General features: G+C 70.1%; 21 protein-coding genes. 5 read left to right on the top strand and 16 right to left on the bottom strand.

The window, feature by feature from the left end:
- Window positions 1–41 precede the first annotated feature (41 nt).
- On the top strand, window positions 42–1,100 hold the full coding sequence (locus tag AC3WSN_RS04240; RefSeq protein WP_492536489.1) for a GGDEF domain-containing protein: 1,059 nt from the start codon (window positions 42–44) through the stop codon (window positions 1,098–1,100).
- Between the two features lie 11 nt (window positions 1,101–1,111).
- On the opposite strand, the gene AC3WSN_RS04235 is transcribed toward AC3WSN_RS04240, so the two are convergent.
- The 11 genes from AC3WSN_RS04235 to AC3WSN_RS04185 all read right to left on the bottom strand — a co-directional run bounded on the left by AC3WSN_RS04235 (window position 1,112) and on the right by AC3WSN_RS04185 (window position 12,233).
- Window positions 1,112–1,489 carry a HesB/IscA family protein gene (locus AC3WSN_RS04235; RefSeq protein WP_192711012.1) on the bottom strand — a complete coding sequence of 126 codons (378 nt, stop codon included), beginning with the start codon at window positions 1,487–1,489 and terminating at the stop codon, window positions 1,112–1,114.
- A gap of 223 nt (window positions 1,490–1,712) precedes the next feature.
- Window positions 1,713–2,681, bottom strand: coding sequence for an IS110 family RNA-guided transposase (locus tag AC3WSN_RS04230; protein WP_492536452.1), 969 nt, complete (start codon window positions 2,679–2,681; stop codon window positions 1,713–1,715).
- A gap of 478 nt (window positions 2,682–3,159) precedes the next feature.
- A complete protein-coding gene (locus AC3WSN_RS04225; protein ID WP_492536488.1) occupies window positions 3,160–4,152 on the bottom strand; it encodes a threo-3-hydroxy-L-aspartate ammonia-lyase in 993 nt (330 codons plus the stop codon).
- A 488-nt stretch (window positions 4,153–4,640) separates the two neighbouring features.
- Window positions 4,641–6,080: a dihydrolipoyl dehydrogenase gene (gene lpdA / locus AC3WSN_RS04220; protein WP_192711010.1), complete on the bottom strand. Its 1,440-nt coding sequence runs from the start codon at window positions 6,078–6,080 to the stop codon at window positions 4,641–4,643.
- On the bottom strand, window positions 6,081–6,551 hold the full coding sequence (locus AC3WSN_RS04215; RefSeq protein WP_492536486.1) for an endonuclease domain-containing protein: 471 nt from the start codon (window positions 6,549–6,551) through the stop codon (window positions 6,081–6,083).
- A 255-nt stretch (window positions 6,552–6,806) separates the two neighbouring features.
- The gene (locus AC3WSN_RS04210) at window positions 6,807–8,240 is read right to left on the bottom strand and encodes a pyruvate dehydrogenase complex dihydrolipoamide acetyltransferase (protein ID WP_492536484.1); all 1,434 of its coding nucleotides are present in this window, start codon (window positions 8,238–8,240) and stop codon (window positions 6,807–6,809) included.
- A gap of 4 nt (window positions 8,241–8,244) precedes the next feature.
- A complete protein-coding gene (locus tag AC3WSN_RS04205) occupies window positions 8,245–8,838 on the bottom strand; it encodes a Uma2 family endonuclease (protein ID WP_492536483.1) in 594 nt (197 codons plus the stop codon).
- 15 nt (window positions 8,839–8,853) lie between these two features.
- Window positions 8,854–9,129, bottom strand: a complete 276-nt coding sequence (locus AC3WSN_RS04200; RefSeq protein ID WP_192711006.1) for a DUF5076 domain-containing protein — start codon at window positions 9,127–9,129, stop codon at window positions 8,854–8,856.
- A 67-nt stretch (window positions 9,130–9,196) separates the two neighbouring features.
- Window positions 9,197–10,639: a pyruvate dehydrogenase complex E1 component subunit beta gene (locus tag AC3WSN_RS04195; RefSeq protein WP_492536482.1), complete on the bottom strand. Its 1,443-nt coding sequence runs from the start codon at window positions 10,637–10,639 to the stop codon at window positions 9,197–9,199.
- Between the two features lie 55 nt (window positions 10,640–10,694).
- Window positions 10,695–11,783, bottom strand: coding sequence for a pyruvate dehydrogenase (acetyl-transferring) E1 component subunit alpha (gene pdhA, locus AC3WSN_RS04190; protein WP_192711004.1), 1,089 nt, complete (start codon window positions 11,781–11,783; stop codon window positions 10,695–10,697).
- A gap of 138 nt (window positions 11,784–11,921) precedes the next feature.
- A complete protein-coding gene (locus AC3WSN_RS04185; protein ID WP_192711003.1) occupies window positions 11,922–12,233 on the bottom strand; it encodes an FtsB family cell division protein in 312 nt (103 codons plus the stop codon).
- 82 nt (window positions 12,234–12,315) lie between these two features.
- Between AC3WSN_RS04185 and AC3WSN_RS04180 the strand changes: the two genes are divergently transcribed.
- The gene (locus AC3WSN_RS04180; protein ID WP_492536480.1) at window positions 12,316–13,518 is read left to right on the top strand and encodes an adenylate/guanylate cyclase domain-containing protein; all 1,203 of its coding nucleotides are present in this window, start codon (window positions 12,316–12,318) and stop codon (window positions 13,516–13,518) included.
- Window positions 13,519–13,582: 64 nt separating this feature from the next.
- Here AC3WSN_RS04180 and AC3WSN_RS04175 read toward each other — a convergent pair whose 3' ends face one another.
- Together AC3WSN_RS04175 and eno are read right to left on the bottom strand one after the other, a co-directional pair.
- On the bottom strand, window positions 13,583–13,879 hold the full coding sequence (locus AC3WSN_RS04175; RefSeq protein ID WP_492543009.1) for a DUF3574 domain-containing protein: 297 nt from the start codon (window positions 13,877–13,879) through the stop codon (window positions 13,583–13,585).
- A gap of 104 nt (window positions 13,880–13,983) precedes the next feature.
- The gene (gene eno / locus AC3WSN_RS04170) at window positions 13,984–15,273 is read right to left on the bottom strand and encodes a phosphopyruvate hydratase (RefSeq protein ID WP_192711001.1); all 1,290 of its coding nucleotides are present in this window, start codon (window positions 15,271–15,273) and stop codon (window positions 13,984–13,986) included.
- Window positions 15,274–15,467: 194 nt separating this feature from the next.
- Between eno and queF the strand changes: the two genes are divergently transcribed.
- Window positions 15,468–15,920, top strand: coding sequence for a preQ(1) synthase (gene queF / locus AC3WSN_RS04165; RefSeq protein WP_492543006.1), 453 nt, complete (start codon window positions 15,468–15,470; stop codon window positions 15,918–15,920).
- A 135-nt stretch (window positions 15,921–16,055) separates the two neighbouring features.
- Here queF and AC3WSN_RS04160 read toward each other — a convergent pair whose 3' ends face one another.
- Window positions 16,056–16,397, bottom strand: coding sequence for a hypothetical protein (locus tag AC3WSN_RS04160; protein WP_192710999.1), 342 nt, complete (start codon window positions 16,395–16,397; stop codon window positions 16,056–16,058).
- Between the two features lie 334 nt (window positions 16,398–16,731).
- On the opposite strand from AC3WSN_RS04160, the gene AC3WSN_RS04155 reads away from it, so the two are divergent.
- Window positions 16,732–17,406: a class I SAM-dependent methyltransferase gene (locus AC3WSN_RS04155; RefSeq protein WP_492536478.1), complete on the top strand. Its 675-nt coding sequence runs from the start codon at window positions 16,732–16,734 to the stop codon at window positions 17,404–17,406.
- Between the two features lie 4 nt (window positions 17,407–17,410).
- On the opposite strand, the gene kdsA is transcribed toward AC3WSN_RS04155, so the two are convergent.
- Window positions 17,411–18,265, bottom strand: coding sequence for a 3-deoxy-8-phosphooctulonate synthase (kdsA, locus tag AC3WSN_RS04150; RefSeq protein ID WP_192710997.1), 855 nt, complete (start codon window positions 18,263–18,265; stop codon window positions 17,411–17,413).
- A gap of 9 nt (window positions 18,266–18,274) precedes the next feature.
- Window positions 18,275–18,763 (bottom strand): hypothetical protein, encoded by a 489-nt coding sequence (locus AC3WSN_RS04145; RefSeq protein ID WP_492536476.1) that lies wholly within the window; start codon window positions 18,761–18,763, stop codon window positions 18,275–18,277.
- Window positions 18,764–18,963: 200 nt separating this feature from the next.
- Here AC3WSN_RS04145 and AC3WSN_RS04140 point away from each other — a divergent pair, with 200 nt between their 5' ends.
- Complete coding sequence (locus AC3WSN_RS04140; protein ID WP_492536474.1) at window positions 18,964–19,974, top strand: alpha/beta fold hydrolase; 1,011 nt, start codon at window positions 18,964–18,966, stop codon at window positions 19,972–19,974.
- Window positions 19,975–20,016 lie beyond the last annotated feature (42 nt).

Raw genomic sequence — 20,016 nt, 5'->3', positions numbered from 1 at the left:
GATGCATCGGAGCATCGGCCGTCCGAGGCGGCAGGACACGGATGAGCCAGGAGACCTATTCGGATCGGGACCGGAGCTTCGCCCTGGCGAAGCGGACTCACGACCTGATCCGCGATTACGGCCCCTCCGCGACGCCGCGCGCCTACGCGGTCTGGTACGCCTACGTGTCGGGGGAGCTTCCGCTGCTGAGTGACGCGGTGAAGCGGCTCACCGCGCAGAACGGCTGCCTCACCGAGACCGACATCGACGATCTGCACGAGAGCTATTTGGACGGGCGCCGCCTGGCGAGCGCCACTGGCGAGATCAGCCGCGTCGTGCTGAGCGAGATCGCCGCCATCACCGAGATCCTCGACCTATCGCTCGGGTCCACGGCCCAGTACGGCGAATCCTTGCGCGGCCTGGCGCAGGATCTCGCGCAGGGCCTGCCCAACCGGGCCCGGCTCGGCGAGATCGTCTCGACGCTGGTGTCCACGACCCGCGAGGTGGCGGTCAACAACCGGGTTCTCGAGGCGCGCATGCGCGAGACCCGCAGCGAGATCGAGACCCTACGCGAGAAGCTCGAGGCGACCCGGTTGGAGAGCCTCACCGACGCGCTGACCGGCCTGTCGAACCGCAAGCATTTCGAGGAGACCCTGAAGGCGACCCTGGAGGCCGCCCGCGGGCGCGCCGTCCCGATGAGCCTGATCATCCTCGATATCGACTTCTTCAAGCGCTTCAACGACCTGTATGGCCATCTCACGGGCGATCAGGTCTTGCGGCTCGTGGCCATCGTGATGCGGGAGAATGCCGGCAGGGACGCGCATCTCGCCCGGTTCGGCGGCGAGGAATTCGGTATCGTGCTGCCGGGGACGGACCGCGCCGCGGCGCGTCAGGTGGCCGAGACCGTCCGCACCAGCGTGATGGGGCGCGAACTGGTCAAGCGCTCGACCGGCGAGTCGCTCGGCAAGGTCACCGTGTCGCTGGGAATCGCGGTGTACCGCCAGGGCGACACGCCGGCCTCGCTGATGGAGCGGGCCGATCTCTGCATGTTCGCCGCCAAGCGTGGCGGGCGCAACCGGGCCGTGGACGACACGGCCGAGGCGCTGTCCCAGGTGGCCTGAACGGCGGGCCCTCAGGCCCGGGCCGGCACCTGGTCGGCCGAGACCGGTGTGATCGCCACCGACTCGCCGCAGCCGCAAGCCGAAGTCTGGTTCGGATTGTTGAAGACGAATTGCGATGCCAGCTTGTTGGTCGTGAAATCCATTTCGGTGCCGAGCAGGAACAGCACCGCCTTCGGGTCGACGAAGACGCGCACGCCGCGATCCTCGACCACGTCCTCACCGGGCTTGACCGCCTCGGCATATTCCATCGTGTAGGACATGCCGGCGCAGCCGCCGTTGCGGACGCCGACACGGAGCCCGGCGATCGGCCGGTCGGCCTCCGCCATGATCGCCTTGATCCGATCGGCGGCCCGATCGGTCAGCGAGAGAACCTTGAACCCAGTCGACATCGTCACCCTCCCGCCCAACCGGGTTCAAGGCCCGGGGACGCGCATTCTGACGCTCACAAGATAAGCATTGGGTTGAGGCCGGTCCACCGCGCCCGGGTCACACCGGCCCGGCATTCGGCGTCTGCGCGCCCCTTTCCCGCACGGGCTTAGGTCTACGCGCATGGGACAAGTCATTTCTCCAGCGTGTGGACGCTCCGGATGACGAGTCTGCGCCGTCATCAACTCAGTTGGCGGCTGAGTTTTGTGGGTGTGCGTAGGCGTCGCGCAGGCGTGCGTTTGCGATGACGATGAGGCGTCGCATGAGGGCTGTGATGGCGACGAGGGGCTTCTTTCCGGCGGCGCGCAGGCGCTGGTAGGCGTCCTTGAGGGCGGGATTGTAGCGGCTTGCGGTGAGGGCGGCCAGGAACAGGGTCCGCTTGACCTCGGGTCGTCCGCCGCGGGTGCGTCGGTAGGCGTCGGCGGCGCCGCTCTGGTTGGGATGGGGGGCGACGCCGGCCAGGGCTGCGGCTTGGCGGCGGTCGATGCGGCCGAGTTCGGGCATGAGGGCGATGAGAGCGGCCGCGGTTGTGGCGCCGATGCCCGGGATGGCGCGCAGGACGCGCTCGGCGCGCCTCAGATCAGTGGTGCCGGCCACGAGTTCGGCGATGGCGGCCTCGAGCGCCTGGATCTGGGCGACCAGACAGGCGCGCAGGGCGTCCAGGCAGGCGCGGACCGGCTCGGCGCCGGGGGCGGCCAGCCGGTTGGTGCAGGCGGTCCGCTGGGCGATGAGATCGGCGCGGGTGAGCACCAGGGTCTGCAGGCGCTCGCGTCGCGGGTCGGGGGCCTGCCAGCGGGCGAGGCGGGCGTGGCGCTCCTGTGCGTAGCGGGCCAGCGCCCGGGCATCGAGGCTGTCGCTTTTGCCCAGGGTCCCGAACGAGCGGATGAAGGCTTTGACCTTGCGCGCGTCGGCGCGGTGAGCGGGGCATCCGGCGGCCAGCAGGGCGGCCAGGAGCGCGTCCTCGAAGCCACCGGTGGCCTCGCAGACGACGAGGCAGGTGGTGTCCAGGCGGGCGGCGAAGCCGGCGAGGGCTTCGGGTGTGTTGGCCAGGGTGCGGGTGCTGCCGTCGCGGCTATCGCAGACGACGATGAGGGTTTTGCCGACATCGCAGCCGATGAAGCGGGTCGGGGTGGGCGGGGTGACGGGCTCGGCCATGGGGGCTATCCTGGTGCGGCTTGCGATTGTCTGCGGGCGTCATGCCGGCTGGCAGAGGGGCCCAGGCAACTCATCAAGCGTGGCAAGGGAAGCGCAGCGTCGACCAGGATGACGACGGGCGTATCAGCCCTATTCCGGGACGGCCGGCGCCGCGCGCCTGGTCCGGGCGGCCACCCGGACCAGGCATCCCGCTCGCGCGGAACAGCCCCACACTAGCACCCGTGCAACAGACAATTCCGGGGCGCCGCAGGCGAGCCCGGACCCGCAGGGGCACGCCGGAGGCGGGCAATCCAGACACGCCGACGCGCCCAGATCTTGCTTCGACAGCGGATCTGGATTCCGGGCTCCGCTGCGCAGCCCCGGAATGACTTTGGGGGATCGGCCGCGCGCGCCTGTCATACCCGAAGCTCTCACGGGAGAGGGGACTTGCGCCTCATCCCGGACGATGCGCGGCTGTCGCGTGCCGACGCGACGCGCCTCAGGCGGCCCCGGCGGTGAGCTGCGCGAAGGTCGCGAGATCGACGTTGCCGCCGCTGATCACCACCCCGACCCGCTTGCCCCGGACATCCACCAGCCCGTTGAGCACCGCCGCCGCCGCGAGGCAGCCGGTCGGCTCGACCACGATCTTCATCCGGCTCGCGAAGAACCGCATCGTCTCGACGAGCTGGGCGTCCGAGACCGTGACGATGTCGGCGACGTGCCGGCGGATGATCGCGAAGGTGAGGTCGCCCAGCGCCGTCGACTGCGCGCCGTCGGCGATGGTGCGGGGCACCGGGATCGTCACCACCTGTCCCTCCCGGAACGAGCGCTGCCCGTCGTTGCCGGCCTCCGGCTCGACGCCGATCACCCGGCAGCCCGGGGACAGGTCCGCGGCGGCGAGGGCGCAGCCCGCGAGCTGGCCGCCGCCGCCGAGGCAGGCCACCAGCACGTCGAGCTCGCCCACGGTCTCGATCAGCTCCTGTGCCAGGGTCCCCTGCCCGGCGATGACGTCGGGGTGGTTGAAGGGCGGGATCAGCGTCAGGCCGCGGGGCCCCGCGATCGACCGGCCGAGCGCCTCGCGGTCCTGGCTGTAGCGGTCGTACAGGATCACCTCGGCGCCGTAGCCGCGGGTGCCATCGATCTTCGCCGCCGGCGCATCCTCCGGCATGATGATCGTGGCCGGGGCGCCGAGCAGGCGGCAGGCCAGGGCGACCGCCTGGGCGTGGTTGCCCGACGAGAAGGTGATCACCCCGCGGGCGCGCTCCGCCTCCGGCAGCGCGCTGATGGCGTTGTAGGCCCCGCGGAACTTGAAGGCCCCGGCCCGCTGCAGGTTCTCGGCCTTGAAGAACAGCTTTGCGCCGGTCATCGCGTCGGCGGTGCGGGAGGTGAGCACCGGCGTGCGATGCGCGGCCCCCGCGATGCGCTCGGCCGCGCGCGCCACGTCGGCATAGGTGGGCAGGCCGGTGGCCGCCGCGCCGTGTTCGCCCTGCATCGGATCCCGCCTCGTTCCCGCTGTGCGTGAGCGCGACTCATACGGGCGATTGGGCCCGCGCGCATCCCAGGCTCATGCACAGCCGGAAGCGGAGCCATTCGCCGGCTCACGGCTTATCTCGGCAGGGCCAGCTTGGCCGGAACGCTGGGGGGCGTCACCATGTCGACGGAAGTCGGGGACAGGATTTCGTTTGGCCCGTCAGCCTGCGAGAGAGTCTCGTGAGCGCCTGGGCCCGCGAGCGGCCTTCGGACGACGGGGCAACCGCAGTCACGTTCCGGGGCCGCGGGCTGGCACTGAGGTCTGGTACGCGGCTGATCCTGCTCGTCTGCCCGCTCTGCTCGCAGCGCAATGCGCAGCGAGGCGCCGAGCAGGGCATCTGCGAATGGTGTGCCTACGTGCCGTCACCGGAGCAGGCGGAGCCGGTAGAAGCTGTCGCTGGCTGAGGACGGCGCTGCGGCCGGGTACGGCCGCAGACGCACAGATCCCGACTACGTATGGATCACCTTCCCATACGCATCCAACACGCTCTCGTGCATCATCTCGCTGAGGGTCGGGTGCGGGAACACCGTGTGCATCAGCTCTTCCTCGGTGCTCTCCAGGTTCATCGCCACCACGTAGCCCTGGATCAGCTCGGTCACCTCGGCGCCGACCATGTGGGCGCCGAGCAGCTGGCCGGTCTTGGCGTCGAACACGGTCTTGATCAGCCCGTCCGGCTCGCCCAGCGCGATCGCCTTGCCGTTGCCCGCGAAGGGGAAGCGGCCGACCTTCACGGCAAAGCCCTGCTCCTTGGCTTTCGCCTCGGTCAGCCCGACGCTGGCGATCTGCGGCTGGCAGTAGGTGCAGCCCGGGATCTTGGCCTTGTCCATCGGGTGGGTGTGCAGGCCCTTGATGGTCTCGATGCAGATGACGCCCTCGTGCTCGGCCTTGTGGGCGAGCATTGGCGGGCCGGCGACGTCGCCGATCGCGTAGAGGCCGGGCACGTTGGTGCGGCCGAGCCCGTCGGTCACCACGATGCCGCGGTCGATCTTCACCCCGAGCTTCTCCAGCCCGATATTCTCGATGTTGCCGACGACGCCCACCGCCGAGATCAGCTTCTCGGCCGTGATCTGCTGGGTCTTGCCGTCGCCGCCCTCGATGGTCGCCGTGATGGAGTTCGCGCCCTTCTCGACCTTCGTGACCTTGGCGCCGGTGAGGATCTTGATGCCCTGCTTCTCGAAGCGCTTGCGGGCGAGGCCTGCGATCTCGGCATCCTCCACGGGCAGGATCTGCGGCAGCAGCTCCACCACGGTCACCTCGGCGCCCATGGTGCGGTAGAACGAGGCGAACTCGATGCCGATGGCGCCCGAGCCCATCACCAGCAGGCTCTTGGGCATCGTCTCGGGGACCATGGCCTCGTAGTAGGTCCAGATCAGCTTCTTGTCGGGCTCGATCCCGGGGATCGCCCGGGGGCGCGCGCCGGTCGCCACGATGATGTGCTTGGCCTGGTAGGTGCCCGCGCCCTTGGCGCCCTTCGGCGGCTCGGCGCGCTTGGACTCCTTCACGGTGACCTGGCCGGGCTGGTTGCCCTTCGCGACGCTGTCGACCGCGGCCTCGCCCCAGATCACGTCGACCTTGTTCTTCTTGAGCAGCATGCCGACGCCGCCGTTGAGCCGGGCCGAGACGCCGCGGGAGCGCTTCACGATGGCGGCCGTGTCGAACCCGACCTTGTCGGCCGTCAGCCCGTAATCGCCGGGGTGCTGGAAGTAGTGGAAGATCTCGGCGGAGCGGAGCAGCGCCTTGGTGGGGATGCAGCCCCAGTTCAGGCAGATGCCGCCCAGGTGCTCGCGGTCGACCACGGCGGTCTTGAACCCGAGCTGCGCCGCGCGGATCGCCGTGACGTAGCCGCCGGGCCCGGCGCCGATGATGAGGACGTCGTAGGTGTCGGACATTTACCGCTCCGCGAACGCCCCTCTCCCTTGCGGGGAGGGAGCTGGGGGTGGGGGTGGCTCCGCCTGGCCGGCTGAATCCGGAAGAGGCGCTTCGGATGCGGCGAGCGCCGCGTGGATCGTGTCGAGGACGGTGTCGATCTCCCGCAGGACCATGCGGTTCGGGAAACGCAGGACGCGGAAGCCTTCGGAGCCAAGATAGGTATCCCGGCGGGCATCGTAGGCCGTGCTGGCCTCGAAGCCGTGCTGCTCACCGTCGACCTCGACGATGAGCCGGGCCGTCAGGCAGCAGAAATCCGCCACGTAGGGGCCGAGGGCGACCTGCCTCCGGAAATGCGAGCCGTCCACCGGCAGGTGGTGACGCAGGTGCCACCAGAGCCGCTTCTCTGCCTCGGTGTGCGAGCGCCGCAGCGTCTTCGCGTTCGCGGCCGCTCTGGGCGAGGCTGCTCTCCGGGGCTGCTGGTTCCAGGGCATCGGGCGGCAGGTCAAGCGAACGTGGCTGATGGGCGCATGCTCATCGTGAGCATGGAGTACGGCTCATCGCAGGAGGATTGCGTGTTCTGACCGATGCCTGCCACCTTCCCCACCTCGACATTCCAGAACGCGCTCTCCCCTCCCCCTTGTGGCGAGGGGTCATGGGTGGGGGTGGTGCAGAAGGCACCGCACCGCTCGATCCTGAACCACCCCCACCTCCAACTCCTCCCCACAAGGGGGAGGAGCGTGCCCGCCTCACACCAGCATGCCCATCGGGTTCTCGATCAGCCCCTTGAAGGCCGAGATCAGCTCCGCGCCGAGCGCCCCGTCGAGCACCCGGTGGTCGCACGAGAGGGTGCAGGTCATCACCTGGACCACGGCCGGCGCTCCGTCCTTCACGACGACGCGCTTCTCGCCCGCGCCCACCGCCAGGATGCTCGATTGCGGCGGGTTGATCACCGCGGTGAAATGCTTGATCCCGAACATGCCGAGGTTCGACACCGAGGTGACGCCGCCCTGATACTCCTCAGGCTTCAGCTTCTTGGCACGCGCCCGGGCGGCGAAGTCCTTCATCTCGTTGGAGATCGTCGAGAGCGTCTTCTCGTCCGCCCGGCGGATCACCGGGGTGAACAGACCGCCGTCGATCGCCACCGCGACGCCGACCTCGGCGTGCTTGAAGCGCAGGATCCGGTCCTCGGCCCAGACCGCATTGGCGGCCGGCACGCGGGTCAGCGCGAGGCCCATCGCCTTGATGACGAAGTCGTTCACCGAGAGCTTGAAGGCGGGCTTGCCGTCCTTGTCCTTGCCGGCGGAGCCGTTGAGCGTCTCGCGCAGCTTCATCAGCGCGTCGAGCTCGCAATCCACCGTCAGGTAGAAGTGCGGGGCGACCTGCATCGCCTCGGTGAGGCGCTTGGCGATGGTCTTGCGCATGCCGTCGAGGGGAGCTTCCTCGTAGGCATCCTTGGCGAAGAAGCCCTTGACCTGATCGGTCGTGAGCCCGGCCGGCGCGCCGCCCGCGGGGGCGGCCTTCGGGGCGGGGGGCGCCGCCTTCGGCGCCTCGGCGGCTTGCTGCGCGGCGGCGGGCGCCTTGGTGGCGCCGGAGGTTTTCGCGGCCTGGACGTCGCGGGCGATGATGCGGCCATGCGGCCCGCTGCCCTGGACGGCGCCGAGATCCACGCCCTCCTGCTTGGCGATCCGCCGGGCGAGCGGCGAAGCGAAGACCCGGCCGCCGGAGCCGGCCTGCGCGCCACCCTGCGGAGTCCCGCTCGGCTGCGCGCCCTCCGGCGCGGCGTTCACCCGCTCGTACGACATGTGGCCGCCGCCGGGCGTGGTGTTCTGGTCGGCCGCCGAAGCCCCGGCCGCGGGTTCGGGCTTGGATTCGGCCTTGGCCTCGCCGTTCGAGGCCGCCTTCGGCGCGCCGCCGGCCTGCACACTCGACGGGTCCTCGCCCTCGGCGGCGATGATGGCGATCAGGTCGTTGACCGGCACGTCCGCGGTGCCCTCGGGCACCAGGATCTTGGCGAGGACGCCCTCGTCGATGGCCTCCACCTCCATGGTGGCCTTGTCGGTCTCGATCTCCGCCAGCACGTCGCCGGACTTGATCGCGTCGCCCTCCTTCTTGAGCCACTTGGCGAGGTTGCCCTTCTCCATGGTCGGGGAGAGCGCGGGCATCAGCACGTTGATCGGCATGGCATCAGGTCTCGGGCAAGGCCGGGGCGGCCGGATCGTCGAAGGGGAAGAGGTCGTTGGAGGGGAACGGGACGGCGTCGAAGGGCGGCAGCGCCACGGTCTCGCCGCGCTGGATCGTGGCGGGGAGCACCCAGCGCCCGTCTGCGAGGGCGAAGCCTTCGAGTACGCCGGCCGCCGGGTCGAGCAGCCAGAGGTGGTCAACGCCGGACCCGGCATAGATCCGGCGCTTCGGCCCGCGATCGAGGCGGGTCGTTGACGGCGAGAGGATCTCGCAGACCCAATCCGGAGCCGTCTCTATGAAGGCATCCTCGGGTTCGGTCGGCATCCGCTCGCGGCGCCAGCCCGCAAGATCGGGTACGACCACCTGGGATCCAAGGTGAAGCTCAGGCTCGATGATGAAGACCCATCCGCCGGGACCACCACGGCCGCGTGCGAACGGCCGATCCAGCTCTCCCGACAGCCGGGCCGCGGCAATGCCGTGCCGGGGCCGCGGCCGGGGATGCGTCTCCAGCACGCCGTCGATGATCTCGGCGACGAAATGCTCCGGAACCGCCTCCAGATCCGCGTAGGTCGCCTGCCGGACAGCCGCCTCAGCCATGGTTGGCCGCCATCGTCAGTTGAGGCCGCCGGGGTCGAGCCCCTCGGCCTCCCAGCCGGCGCGGATGCGCTCCAGGGCCTCCTCCTCCGACATGTCGGTCTCCAGCGCGTAGGCGCGGGCCGCCTGCCGGGCGAGGTCGATCAGGAGCCGGCCCCAGGTCGCCGGATCGTCGAAGGAGCGGCGCAGCGCGACGCTGACCGCGCCATCCACCACGGCGGCGCGCAGCACCTCGATGCCGCCCTGTTCGAGGGCGTCGGGCGGGATGGCGAGTTCGGCGAAGTCGTTGCTCATGGCGCGCCGGCTTGTCCTTGACCCCTGCCGGGACGAGGGCGGAGCCTGTGTCCCGCCCGCGCGCCCGTCACTTGTAGCAGACGCTCTTGGCGGCCTCGACGACCTCCGCCACCGTCGGCAGCGCCAGCTTCTCGAGGTTGGCCGCGTAGGGCATCGGCACGTCCTTGCCGGTGATGCGCAGGACCGGGGCGTCCAGGAAGTCGAAGGCGTCGACCATCAGGCGGGCCACGATCTCGGCGCCGACGCCGGATTGCGGGAACCCCTCCTCCACGGTGATGCAGCGGCCGGTCTTCTTGACGGATTCCACCACCGTCTCGGTGTCCATCGGGCGGATCGTGCGCAGGTCGATCACCTCGGCCTCGATGCCCTGCTCGGCGAGCGCCTGCGCGGCCTTGAGGGCGTAGGTCATGCCGATCGCGAAGGACACGATCGTCACGTCGCTGCCGGTGCGGTGGATCTTGGCCTTGCCGATCGGCAGCACGAAGTCGTCGAGCTTCGGCACCGGGAAGGACTGCCCGTACAGGATCTCGTTCTCGAGGAAGATGATCGGGTTCGGGTCGCGAATCGCGGCCTTGAGCAGGCCCTTGGCGTCGGAGGCCGTGTAGGGCGCGATCACCTTGAGGCCCGGCACGTTGGAGTACCACGCGGAATAATCGTGGCTGTGCTGGGCGGCGACGCGGGCGGCGGCGCCGTTGGGTCCGCGGAACACGATCGGGCAGCCGAGCTGGCCGCCGGACATGTACAGGGTCTTTGCCGCCGAGTTGATGATGTGGTCGATCGCCTGCATGGCGAAGTTGAAGGTCATGAACTCGACGATCGGCTTCAGGCCGGCGAGCGCCGCGCCGACGCCGATGCCCGCGAAGCCGTGCTCGGTGATCGGGGTGTCGACCACGCGCTTCGGCCCGAATTCCTGCAGCAGGTTCTGGGTGACCTTGTAGGCGCCCTGATACTCGGCGACCTCCTCGCCCATGACGAAGACGTCGCCGTCGCGGCGCATCTCCTCCGCCATGGCGTCCCGCAGGGCCTCGCGGACGGTCTGGGTGACCATCGGCGTGTCGGCCGGGAACTCCTCCATCACCGGCTCTTGCGCCTTGTTGGTGATGACCGCTGGCCCGGCTGGCGCCTTGGGGGCGTCGTCGCCGGTCTTCGCGGCGGGGGCTGCCTTGTCGGCCATGCCCTCGGCCTGCATGTCGGGGGTCGGGGCCGGATGGCCGCCGGCGCCGTTGGGCTTGGCGCCGCCGCCCGACTGGACGCTCGACGGATCCTCGCCTTCGCCGGCGATCACGGCGATCGGCGTGTTGACCGCGACGCCCTCGGTGCCCTCCGCGATCAGGATCTTGGCGAGGACGCCCTCGTCGATCGCCTCCACCTCCATGGTGGCCTTGTCGGTCTCGATCTCCGCCAGCACGTCGCCGGACTTGATCGGATCGCCCTCCTTCTTCAGCCACTTGGCGAGCTTGCCCTCCTCCATGGTGGGCGAGAGGGCGGGCATCAGGATGTCGGTCGCCATGCTCAGCTCTGCGGTCGTCTTTTCGTTAGGGGGCGGCCAGCTTTGTCGTCCGCGCTCAGGCGTGCGCGTCCAGGAGGATGTCGGTCCAGAGCTCGGAGGGATCCGGCTCGGGATCGTTGGTGGCGAACTCGGCCGAGGCGTTGACCGTCTCGCGGACCTTGGCGTCGGTGGCCTTCAGATCGGCCTCCGGCACGCCGTGCAGCTCGAGCAGGCGCTTGCGCACCATCTCGATCGGGTCGTGCTCGTCGCGCATCTTGGAGACCTCGTCCTTGGTCCGGTACTTGGCCGGATCGGACATGGAGTGGCCGCGATAGCGGTAGGTCTGCATCTCCAGGATGTACGGACCCTGGCCGGTTCGGGCGTGCTCGATCGCCCGGGTCGCGGCCTCGCGGACGGTGCGGACGTCCATGCCGTCGACCTGCTCGCCCGGGATGCCGAAGGAGAGGCCGCGCTTCGAGAAGTCGGTCTGCGCCGAGGCCCGGGCCACCGAGGTGCCCATGGCGTAGCGGTTGTTCTCGATCACGTAGACGACCGGCAGCTTCCAGAGCGCGGCCATGTTGAAGCTCTCGTAGACCTGGCCCTGGTTGGCGGCGCCGTCGCCCATGTAGGTCAGGCTGACCTTGCCGTTCTCCCGGTAATGGTCGGCGAAGGCGAGGCCGGTGCCGAGCGAGACCTGCGCGCCGACGATGCCGTGGCCGCCGAAGAACTGCTTCTCGCGGCTGAACATGTGCATCGAGCCGCCCTTGCCGCGGCTGTAGCCGCCGCGGCGGCCGGTCAGCTCGGCCATGACGCCCTTCGGGTCCATGCCGCAGGCGAGCATGTGGCCGTGGTCGCGGTAGCCGGTGATGACCTGGTCGCCCTCGACCGAGGCCATCTGCATGCCGATCACCACGGCCTCCTGGCCGATATAGAGGTGGCAGAAGCCGCCGATCAGGCCCATGCCGTAGAGCTGGCCGGCCTTCTCCTCGAAGCGCCGGATCAGCAGCATCTCGTGATAGGCGTGGAGATCTTCGTCCCGCGTGAATTGCGGCATGTTCGGTGCCGGCTTGTGCGCCTCGGCGGCCTGAGGATTACCGGCCTGAGGGCTCGCGGCCTGCGAAGCCGAGGACGCGGCGTCCTTGGCGGGCTCCTTGGCGGCATCCATCGGCGCACTCCCCATGATTCCACGCGACTTCGTGGGGGTGTAGGACAGCGACGGTTGGAAAGCGAGGGCTGCCGCTCTGACAGGACGCCGCTCTTGTCAGAGACACTTTGGGACTAAGGAAATACTGCGCGGCGACGCTCAGGGCGTGATGATGACCACGTCGTTGGCGTGGACCCGGCCGAGGACGATCCGGGCGCGCTCCTCGAGGAGGTCGCGGTCGATCTGATCGCTCTTCAGGAGCGAGACCCGGTGCTCCCAGATCGCGCGCTCGGCTTTCACGGCGGCGAGTTCCTGGGACAGGCCGTAGGCGCGGATCTTGAGCGCCTTCTTGGCTTCCAGGCCGCGGTTGCCACTCTCCGCCTGCCACACGAAATAGCCGACGACGAGGGCCGACAGGGTCCAGAGACCCAGCGGCAACACGACCATTCTGACTCGGCGGCGCACGACCATGGCACGACCCTCGCGCGGACAGGTTAATGGATCGTTGCGATCACGCGCCACGGCCGGCACGAGCAGAGGACGAGCCTGAGGGATGGACCTGACGCATCTGGGTCGCTGGATCGCCGCGCACGCCACGGCGTCCGACGATCACGACATCCTGCTGACCGGCTTCTGCGAGGCCCTGGTCGAGGCCGATATCCCCGTCTGGCGAGTCAGCGTCATGGCCCCGGCCCTCGACCCGACGCTCCGCGGCGTCAGCCTGAACTGGCATGCGGGCGAGGGTATCTCCTTCGTGGCCAATGCTCATGGCGCCGACGAGGAGAGCGACTGGCTCCTGAGCCCCGTCTACGCGCTGGTTGAGAGCGGCGAGAGCTTCGGCCGCTGGCGCCTCGATGCGCCCGGGCTGGCGGTCGACTTCCCGGTTCTGAAGGCCCTCGGGGCCCAGGGCGGCAGCGACTACGTGCTCCACATCGTCCCGTTCGCCCCTGGTACCGCCCTGCGCGGCATCGCGGTCTCGTTCTGCACCCGCGCGGCCGCCGGCTTCACCGACGCGCATCTGTCCGCCATCGCCGGCGTCCTGCCGTTCCTGACCCTGGCGATCGCCAAGATGGGGCTGGCCCACACGTTCCGCGAAGTCTCGGCGACCTATCTCGGCCGCTCCACCGCCGAGCGCGTCCTCGACGGCCAGATCCGGCGGGGCGAGGGACGGGCTGTACCGGCAGCCATCCTGCTGACGGATCTGCGCGGCTTCACGGCTCTGGCCGACCGGGTTGACCCGGCCGACATGGTCGCATGGCTCAACGAGCATTTCGACGCCCTCGGCGACCCGGTGGCGCGGCACGGCGGCGAGATCCTGAAATTCCTCGGGGACGGGTTCCTGGCGATCTTCCCGATTCCCGAGGCCGACGCCCTCCCCTGCTCGATCTGCGGCGATGCCCTGGAGGCCGCAACCGAAGGGCTCGCCGCCAACGCGGCGCTCAATGCTCGCCGCCGCGCGGAGGGTCTGCCCGAACTCGCGGCCGAATGCGTCGTGCATTTCGGGACGGTGATCTACGGCAATGTCGGGACTGAGCGGCGGCTCGACTTCACCATTATCGGGCGGGCGGTGAACGAGGCGAGCCGGATCGAGAGCCAGTGCGCGGTGCTCGGCCACGAACTGCTGGTCTCGGAGGCCTTCGCCAAGCGTTGCGCGCGGCCGCTGGAGCCGGTCGGGACGATCGAGTTGCGCGGCCTGTCGCGACCGATGCGGGTCTGGACCGTTCCCGGGGAGCCGTCCGGTGCGGCGAGGACCTGAGGCGCGTCGTCATTCCAGGGCCGTGCAGCGGAGCCCGGAATGACGGGGCAAAGCGCCGCCACCCTCAGAACAGCGCGCAGCTCCGCTGCAGCACCAGTCCGACCGCGCCCTGCGCGAAGCGGCGCCGATAGGCCTCCTGGATCTCACGCAGGGCCGCCACGGCCTCGGGCGTCGGTGCTGTGATGATCAGGACGATCCGGGCGGCCGCGTGGACGATCCGTCCGCTCGGTCCGCGCCACTGGCCCCGGCCGGCGAAGACCGTCAGCCCGTCCGGGAAGCTGGGGGTGATCCGCTCGGCCAGGAACCGGTCGAAGGCCCTCTCCGAGACGCGGCCGCCATCCGGCCGCGATAGGCCGAACAGCAGCTGCGCGCTGAGCGTCGGACGGGCGCCGTCGCAGAGCGGGTCCGCGCGGACGGGGCCGGCCGCTCCGACACCGAGCAGGCCGGCCAGCAGGATCCGCCGGATCAGCGGCGGGCGAGCTGCTTGAGCGCCGACGGGCCGGCGTAGAGCGCCTGCGGGCCCAGGCCCTCCTCGATGCGGATCAGCTGGTTGTACTTGGCCAGTCTGTCCGAGCGGGCGAGCGAGCCGGTCTTGATCTGCCCGCAATTGGTGGCGACCGCGAGATCCGCGATGGTCGAGTCCTCGGTCTCACCCGAGCGGTGCGACATCACAGCGGTGTATCCGGCGCGCTGGGCCATATCGACCGCCGCCAGGGTCTCGGTGAGCGAGCCGATCTGGTTGACCTTGATCAGGATCGAGTTGGCCGTGCCCTCCGCGATGCCGCGGGACAGGCGCTCGACGTTGGTGACGAACAGGTCGTCGCCGACGAGCTGGCAGCGGTCGCCGATCTTGTCGGTCAGGAGCTTCCAGCCGGCCCAGTCATCCTCCGACATGCCGTCCTCGATGGAGACGATCGGGTAGGTGGCGACGAGCTGCGCGAGGTAGTCGACCTGCGCCTCGATGGTGCGGGTCTTCCCCTCGCCCTCGTACGCGTAGGCGCCGTCCTTGAAGAACTCGGTGGCGGCGCAGTCGAGGGCGAGCGCCATGTCCTGGCCCGGTTTGAAGCCGGCGGCGCTGATCGCGTCCATCACGAAATCGAGGGCGGCCTCGGCCGACGGCAGGTTCGGGGCGAAGCCGCCCTCGTCGCCGACATTGGTGTTGTGGCCGGCCTTCTTGAGCTTGCTCTTGAGGGTGTGGAACACCTCGGAGCCCATGCGCACGGCCTCGGCGATCGAGTCGGCGCCCACCGGCATGATCATGAATTCCTGGAAGTCGATCGGGTTGTCGGCATGGGCGCCGCCGTTGATGATGTTCATCATCGGCACCGGCAGCACCCGGCCCTGCACGCCGCCGACATAGCGGTAGAGCGGCAGGCCGGAGGCCTCGGCCGCGGCCTTGGCCACCGCCAGCGATACGCCCAGGATCGCGTTGGCGCCGAGCCGCGCCTTGTTGGGCGTGCCGTCGAGCTCGATCATCGCCTCGTCGACCCCGACCTGATCCTCGGCCTCCATGCCGCCGATCGCGTCGAGGATCTCGGTCTGGGCCGCCTCGACCGCCTTCAGGACGCCCTTGCCGAGGAAGCGGTTCTTGTCGCCGTCGCGCAGCTCCACCGCCTCGTGGGCGCCCGTGGACGCGCCCGAGGGGACCGCGGCGCGGCCGAAGGAGCCGTCCTCCAGGATGACGTCGACCTCGACCGTGGGGTTGCCGCGGCTGTCGAGGATCTCGCGGGCGCTGATATTGGTGATCGCGGTCATGGAACGTCCTCTCGCGGGGGCCGCGGGTCGGCGGCCGCACCCAAATCAGAGGGTGCGGCGCATCGCGGCGGCTTATCCGTCAAGCCGCGGCCGGCGGCAAGCGCCGGGGCGCCCCGCGCGGCGACCGATCCGCCGGAGAAAGCGCCGCGGATCAGACGGATGCGCGCGGCCGCGACGCGCTTTATATGCGCCTCATGACGACCTCCAGCGATCTCCAGCTCGGCCAGCCGACGCCCTTCCCGACCTCTCCCGAGGAGGCGCGGCTCGACCGGGTCCCGAACCCGCACGCGGATACCGACTACGTCGCCCGCTTCACCGCGCCCGAATTCACCTCGATCTGCCCGGTCACCGGCCAGCCGGATTTCGCGATCCTGGTGATCGACTACGTGCCGGGTGACTGGCTCGTGGAATCGAAGTCGCTGAAGCTCTACCTCGGGTCGTTCCGCAACCACGGCGCGTTCCACGAGGATTGCACGGTGGCGATCGGCAAGCGGCTCCGCGACCTCCTGGAGCCGCGCTACCTGCGGATCGGCGGGTTCTGGTACCCCCGCGGCGGCATCCCGATCGACGTGTTCTGGCAGACGGGCGAGTTGCCGAAGAACGCCTGGCTGTCGGATCCGGGCGTCCCGCCTTATCGCGGGCGGTAAACGACCCCTGGCTCGTTCAGGCCGGATGCACCGTCATCCGATCCTGGCGCGCTGCGACAGGATGGTTGCGGAGCGGCCACGAAAAAGGGCGACCGGCTCGCGCCGGTCGCCCCTGATCCGTCCGGATCTCAGATCTTAGTAGCCGTAGCCGTAGTAGCCGTAGCCCGGGGCCGCGTAGCCGTAGCCGCCGCCGTAGACCGGGGCGTAGCCGTAGCCGTAGGACGGGGCGTAGCCGTACCCACCGCCGTAGTAGCTGTCGCGCGCAGCGCCAGCGGCGATCGCACCAGCCGCAAGGCCAGCGATACCGAGGCCGATCGCGGCGCCGGTGCCGATGCCGCGACGGCCGCGGTAGTAGCCACCGTGATAGCCGCCATACCCGCCGTGGTAGCCGTAGGGACGCGCCTCGGCGCCCGTGGTGGCGGCGACGCTGCCGATGGCGAGGGCGGCAGCAGTGGCGATGATACCGATCTTGCGCATAATGTTCCTTCTCGATCCTCGATCGAACATGCCCAATAACGTGGCCGCACCGGGACAGTTCCAAGTTTCGGCAGGTCTTGCCGTGCGCGCGCACACACATGTCGGATTATGAACAGTGGTTCATTATCCTGGCCGAGACGGCCCTTTGGGTAGAGCTTGACCGTTCGGCCTCTTGGACGGCTGGAAAGCTTGTGGCCCCTTTTTCCTATTCCGGCTGCATCATCCCGGCCGTCAGGGCACCAGTCCTGCCTCGGGACGTCCAGCCGGTCCTGGGCGTCGAAATCTCCGGCCGCCCTACTGTGGCTATGCTACGCCTGATCGGAAGGAGCGACCGATGGATGCCTTGAGTCTGATCCGGGACACACTCGCGCCGCTGCTGGGCAAGCGCATCCTCGATATCGGGTGCGGCGCGGGAACCTTGGCGAAGCGGCTGGCCGAGGATGGGGGGGCGGTCACCGGGATCGACCCCGGCGAGGCGGCGCTCGCCAAGGCCCGGGCCGCCGTGCCGGCCGCGCGGTTTGAGGCGGCCTCGGGCGAGGCCCTGCCGTTTCCGGACGGAAGCTTCGACGGGGCCGTGATGTTCAACGCCCTGCATCATGTCCCGAACCCCGCCGGCGCGCTGTCCGAAGCCGCGCGCGTGCTGGTGCCGGGCGGCGTCCTCGTGGTGGTGGAACCGCTGGCGGAGGGCAGCTTCTACGAGGCTCTGCGGCCGATCGAGGACGAGAGTGCCGTCCGCGCGGGCGCTCAGGCCGCGATCGCACGTGCCTTGAGCCAAAACACCTTCGCGTGCCGCCGCGAGGTGACCGTCGCACGCCGGGAGAGCTTCGCGTCTTTCGACGCCTTCCTGGCCCGGGTCAGCACGGTGGATCCCGCCCGCGAGGCGACGATCCGGGCGCGGCGCGCTATCGTGGAGGACGCGTTCCTGCAGGCGGCCGAGCGCGGGGCCGACGGGTCCTACGGCCTCGTCCAGCCCCTGCGCATCCACGTTCTGGAGCCCGTCGGCGCCTGACCCGTCACCCTGCCCGGCGCTTGGCGATCCGGTCGAAGGCGAGAAGGTCCTCGAGCAGGGCCGGCATGTCCTTCAGGGCGACCATGTTCGGGCCGTCGGAGGGCGCCCGGTCCGGGTCGGGGTGGGTCTCGATGAAGACGCCCGCGACGCCGACGGCCACGGCGGCCCGGGCCAGGACGGACACGAATTCCCGCTGGCCGCCGGAACTCGCCCCCTGCCCGCCGGGCTGCTGCACGGAGTGGGTGGCGTCGAACACCACCGGTGCGCCCCGCGTCACCTGCGCCATGATCGGCAGGCTGCGCATGTCCGAGACCAGGGTGTTGTAGCCGAAGGAGGCCCCCCGCTCGGTTACGATGACGTTGGGGTTGCCCGCCTCTGTCACCTTGGCGGCGACGTGCTTCATGTCCCAGGGCGCCAGGAACTGGCCCTTCTTGATATTGACCGCCCGGCCGGTGGCGGCCGCGGCCAGGAGCAGGTCGGTCTGGCGGCACAGGAAGGCCGGGATCTGGAGCACGTCCACGGCCTCGGCGGCGCGGGCGCATTGCTCGGCGGCGTGCACGTCGGTCAGCACCGGCAGACCCAGGCTCTCGCGGATCTCCGCGAAGACTGGCAGCGCCTCGTCGAGGCCGACGCCTCTGGCCGCGCTGCCGGAGGTGCGGTTGGCCTTGTCGAACGAGGCCTTGAACACGAGGCCGAGCCCCAGACCTGCGGCCATCTCCTTGAGGGCGGCAGCGATCTCCAGGGCGTGGCTCCGCCCTTCGAGCTGGCAGGGGCCGGCGATCAACGCCAGCGGCAGATGGTTGGCGAAGCGCGTGCCGCCGACCTGGACGACGGCGCCGTGTGTCTCGAGATTCGACATGCGCGCGGTCTAGCCCGCGCGGCGGATCCGCGAAAGCCCGGCGCGGGGCGCAATCCGGCAGACCGTGAGATCCTCCCGGAGCGCGTCGGTGCGCGGGCCGGTCTCGCACAGCATCAGAGCGCGGCCGGTGCCGCCGCGCTGCGGCGCGCTCGCGAGCAGGCTGGCCTGGTGGAGGTTGAGCGCCAGCACCTCGGCGACGGCGGGATCCGCCCCGGCGAGCGCCCGGGCCGCGCGGCCGATCAGCACGAAGTAGGCGGGCGGCGGCTCCCGGTCGAGGGAGGCCACGGTGATCCGCGCCGGGGCGCGGCAATCGAGGCTCATCCGCTCGGCGTCCTGCGCCCGGAACACCGCGACCGGCCCGGCCCGTCCGGCCAGCGACGCCCCGGTGGTGCGGATCACCCGCGCGGTGAGCGCGTCGCAGGCATCGGCTGCGTGGGCCTGAGCCGGACTGAGGACGAGGGCGCCGGCAAGGACGGTCAAGACGGAGTGGCGCAGCATCGGGACATCCGCGGCAGGACAGGTCGGGAGGCCCGAGATAGCGCGGGCGCGCCGAACCGCGAAGCCGCACCGCGGCGGATGCCGGCTTCGCATGGTGGTGGCACATGGCGGTGGCGCATGGACAGGGCGACCCGGATGCCCGATCTGGGCAGGCGGCGCGGCACTGCGCGCCGCGCGCAGAACAGGCTCCGATGAAGCCCATGCTCCGAACCGCCCTCCCCGCCCTCCTGCTGGCGCTGGCCCTGACCGGCCCCGGCGCGGCCGAGCCGCTGCCGCAGCCGGCCTACGGGCCGGAACTCGAAGGCTTCGCCTATCCGTTCCCGGTGGAGCGCTACACCTTCACGTCGCAGCGCCAGCCACTGCAGATGGCCTATCTCGACGTGCCGGCCGCGACGCCGAACGGGCGCACCGCGGTGCTGCTTCACGGCAAGAACTTCTGCGCCGCGACTTGGGAGAGCCAGATCCGCGCGCTCAGCGCGGCCGGATACCGGGTGATCGCGCCGGACCAGATCGGCTTCTGCAAGTCGAGCAAGCCGGCCGCCTACCAGTTCAGCTTCCGGCAGCTCGCCGAGAACACCCACGCGCTCCTCGGCAAGCTCGGGATCGAGCGCCCAGTCCTGGTCGGCCATTCCACGGGCGGCATGCTCGCCGCGCACTACGCCCTGCTCTACCCGAAGGCGGTCGAGCAGCTCGTGCTGGTCAATCCGGTCGGTCTGGAGGACTGGAGCGCCAAGGGCCTGCCGCCGATCTCCCTGGCGCAATGGTACCAGCGCGAGCTGAAGACCTCGGCCGAATCGATCCGCGCCTACGAGACCGCGACCTACTACGCGGGCCGATGGGAGCCTCGCTACGAGCCTTGGGTGACGATGCTCGCTGGCCTCAACAACGGGCCCGGCAAGGAGGCGGTCGCCTGGGATTCGGCGCTCGTCTACGACATGATCGTCACCGAGCCGGTGGTCTACCGCTTCCCGCAGATCGCGGTGCCGACCCTGCTGCTGATCGGCCAGAAGGACAACACGGCGATCGGCAAGGATCTCGCCCCGGCGGAGCTGCGGCCGAAGCTCGGAAACTATCCCGAACTCGGCAAGGAAGCCGCCAAGGCGATCCCGGGGGCGCGGCTCGTGGAGTTCCCCGAACTCGGCCACGCGCCGCAGATGTCCGATCCGGACGGGTTCAACCGGGCGCTGATCGAGGGGATCGCGGCGCGCTGAGCGTCCCGTCCCGTCTGTCCGGGGTGCCGCAGGCGAGCCGGT

This window comes from Methylobacterium sp. FW102-HT35C08, from assembly GCF_058790235.1.
This window is presented reverse-complemented; position numbering and strand designations above follow the sequence as displayed.

Excerpts from the sequence above, each read along its gene's own strand:
- AC3WSN_RS04145 (WP_492536476.1), bottom strand. The coding sequence starts at position 18,763 with ATGCTGCGCCACTCCGTCTTGACCGTCCTTGCCGGCGCCCTCGTCCTC.
- pdhA (WP_192711004.1), bottom strand. The coding sequence starts at position 11,783 with ATGGATGCCGCCAAGGAGCCCGCCAAGGACGCCGCGTCCTCGGCTTCG.
- AC3WSN_RS04140 (WP_492536474.1), top strand. The coding sequence starts at position 18,964 with ATGCTCCGAACCGCCCTCCCCGCCCTCCTGCTGGCGCTGGCCCTGACC.
- eno (WP_192711001.1), bottom strand. The coding sequence starts at position 15,273 with ATGACCGCGATCACCAATATCAGCGCCCGCGAGATCCTCGACAGCCGC.
- AC3WSN_RS04155 (WP_492536478.1), top strand. The coding sequence starts at position 16,732 with ATGGATGCCTTGAGTCTGATCCGGGACACACTCGCGCCGCTGCTGGGC.
- AC3WSN_RS04205 (WP_492536483.1), bottom strand. The coding sequence starts at position 8,838 with ATGGCTGAGGCGGCTGTCCGGCAGGCGACCTACGCGGATCTGGAGGCG.
- AC3WSN_RS04240 (WP_492536489.1), top strand. The coding sequence starts at position 42 with ATGAGCCAGGAGACCTATTCGGATCGGGACCGGAGCTTCGCCCTGGCG.
- lpdA (WP_192711010.1), bottom strand. The coding sequence starts at position 6,080 with ATGTCCGACACCTACGACGTCCTCATCATCGGCGCCGGGCCCGGCGGC.
- AC3WSN_RS04225 (WP_492536488.1), bottom strand. The coding sequence starts at position 4,152 with ATGCAGGGCGAACACGGCGCGGCGGCCACCGGCCTGCCCACCTATGCC.
- AC3WSN_RS04210 (WP_492536484.1), bottom strand. The coding sequence starts at position 8,240 with ATGCCGATCAACGTGCTGATGCCCGCGCTCTCCCCGACCATGGAGAAG.
- AC3WSN_RS04215 (WP_492536486.1), bottom strand. The coding sequence starts at position 6,551 with ATGCCCTGGAACCAGCAGCCCCGGAGAGCAGCCTCGCCCAGAGCGGCC.
- AC3WSN_RS04185 (WP_192711003.1), bottom strand. The coding sequence starts at position 12,233 with ATGGTCGTGCGCCGCCGAGTCAGAATGGTCGTGTTGCCGCTGGGTCTC.
- AC3WSN_RS04180 (WP_492536480.1), top strand. The coding sequence starts at position 12,316 with ATGGACCTGACGCATCTGGGTCGCTGGATCGCCGCGCACGCCACGGCG.
- queF (WP_492543006.1), top strand. The coding sequence starts at position 15,468 with ATGACGACCTCCAGCGATCTCCAGCTCGGCCAGCCGACGCCCTTCCCG.
- AC3WSN_RS04160 (WP_192710999.1), bottom strand. The coding sequence starts at position 16,397 with ATGCGCAAGATCGGTATCATCGCCACTGCTGCCGCCCTCGCCATCGGC.
- AC3WSN_RS04200 (WP_192711006.1), bottom strand. The coding sequence starts at position 9,129 with ATGAGCAACGACTTCGCCGAACTCGCCATCCCGCCCGACGCCCTCGAA.
- AC3WSN_RS04195 (WP_492536482.1), bottom strand. The coding sequence starts at position 10,639 with ATGGCGACCGACATCCTGATGCCCGCCCTCTCGCCCACCATGGAGGAG.
- kdsA (WP_192710997.1), bottom strand. The coding sequence starts at position 18,265 with ATGTCGAATCTCGAGACACACGGCGCCGTCGTCCAGGTCGGCGGCACG.
- AC3WSN_RS04235 (WP_192711012.1), bottom strand. The coding sequence starts at position 1,489 with ATGTCGACTGGGTTCAAGGTTCTCTCGCTGACCGATCGGGCCGCCGAT.
- AC3WSN_RS04230 (WP_492536452.1), bottom strand. The coding sequence starts at position 2,681 with ATGGCCGAGCCCGTCACCCCGCCCACCCCGACCCGCTTCATCGGCTGC.